This is a genomic window from Plectonema radiosum NIES-515, assembly GCF_025753815.1.
GTDB lineage: Bacteria > Cyanobacteriota > Cyanobacteriia > Cyanobacteriales > Nostocaceae > Hassallia > Hassallia radiosum_A.
This window is the reverse complement of sequence record NZ_JAOWRF010000209.1, coordinates 1-1,570: the sequence shown is the minus strand read 5'-3', so window position 1 is coordinate 1,570 and position 1,570 is coordinate 1. Positions and strand designations below refer to the sequence as shown.

The following is a 1,570-nucleotide window of genomic DNA, read 5'->3' as shown; positions in this document are numbered from 1 at the left end:
TTACAAGAAAGATGCTGAAAGCCCTTGAGCATGTGGTACGCCATAGTACCACATGCGTGCTTTAGACAAGGGATGAAAGCTGGTTGCAGGATTTATCCTGCATTATCTTTTAATTTCAAATTATCTATCCAATCTTCTATCAAGCTAGTGACGGTTTTATCGTTTTCAACGGCATATAAATAAAGCTTATTCTTCCTACGTTTAGACAATCGTAATGTTAATGTTTCTGTTTTCATAAAGCACATACAGTGTATTTGCTTTATGTTATCATATGCGAAAGGAGGCAAAACAAATGTATGGATGTCAGCAAATTAAAATTAACCCAGATTCAGAGTTAAAAGCTATTCTAGAATTTTTGTGTAGTGAGTCTACAAAACTTGCTAATTGTGGAACATATTACGTTAGGCAATTATTTTTCAAAACTGGCAAGATTCCAAGTAAGTTTGATTTGCATCGTGAGTTAGGAAACAATGTTCATTTTGGCGCAATGTATTCTCAGGCTGCCCAACAATGCTTAACTACAGTTGCTGAGTCATTTAAATCATATATTGGATTGCTGAAAGGCATTAATAAAGCCACGGTGACTCAGAAACCTAAACTTCCGGGATATAGAAAAGGTGGATTAAATCTAGTAACATTTCCCGGACAAGCTATTAAGCTAAAAGATGGAAAATTAAGATTTCCGTTAGGTAGTAAAGTAAAAGTTTGGTTTGGGTTAGATGCTTTCTATATTTCAATGCCTACTAATCTAACTCACAAAGATATCAAGGAATATCGCATACTGCCAAGAAACAATGATTTTTATTTGGAATTAGTGTACAAAATACCTGATTTTAAACCAATAATAAACGTTGACAATGTTTTATCGATGGACCACGGATTAAACAATTGGCGTTGCCCTGTGTTAGTAACGTTGGTACATCTTTTTTAATTGATGGACGTAAATTAAAATCGATGAATCAGTGGTACAACAAGCGTGTTTCAGCTTTAAAAGAAAACCAGCCTCAAGGTTTTTGGTCTAAACAACTCGCATCAATAACTGAAAAACGTAACCGACAAATGCGAGACGCCGTAAATAAAGCAGCTCGAATTGTTGTTAATCATTGTCTTGAAAACAAAATAGGTACTATAGTTTTTGGATGGAATCAAGGACAAAAAGATTCAATTAATTTAGGAAGTAAAACAAATCAAAAGTTTGTCCAGATTCCCACAGCACGACTAAAAAATAGGATTGCTCAACTATGTGAACAATACAATATTAAATTTGTTGAAACAGAGGAATCATATACCTCTAAAGCATCATTTTTAGATAACGATATTTTGCCTAAGTTCGGTGAAAAACCACTTATGGTGGAAATCAAGCGGTCTAAGAATAAAACGCGGTTTGTTTTGTTCAGCCAGTGGTATAAAAATAAATGCTGACGCTAATGGCGCGGCAAACATAGCTAGAAAAGTAGCGATAAAGCTGGGATTAAATCTTGGTGGAATCAGTAGAGGCGCTTTGATATCGCCGTTAAGATCGTTAATCTGGTCTTAAGAATCCCCGTGCGTTCACGCCGGGGAGTGTCAA

General features: G+C 35.5%; 2 protein-coding genes. Both read left to right on the top strand.

The window, feature by feature from the left end:
• Positions 1-271 precede the first annotated feature (271 nt).
• Positions 272-931 carry an RNA-guided endonuclease InsQ/TnpB family protein gene (locus OGM63_RS13920; RefSeq protein WP_263746176.1) on the top strand — a complete coding sequence of 220 codons (660 nt, stop codon included), beginning with the start codon at positions 272-274 and terminating at the stop codon, positions 929-931.
• Between the two features lie 23 nt (positions 932-954).
• Positions 955-1,422, top strand: coding sequence for an IS200/IS605 family accessory protein TnpB-related protein (locus OGM63_RS13915; protein ID WP_263746175.1), 468 nt, complete (start codon positions 955-957; stop codon positions 1,420-1,422).
• Positions 1,423-1,570: the final 148 nt, after the last annotated feature.

Excerpts from the sequence above, each read along its gene's own strand:
- OGM63_RS13920 (WP_263746176.1), top strand. The coding sequence starts at position 272 with ATGCGAAAGGAGGCAAAACAAATGTATGGATGTCAGCAAATTAAAATT.
- OGM63_RS13915 (WP_263746175.1), top strand. The coding sequence starts at position 955 with ATGAATCAGTGGTACAACAAGCGTGTTTCAGCTTTAAAAGAAAACCAG.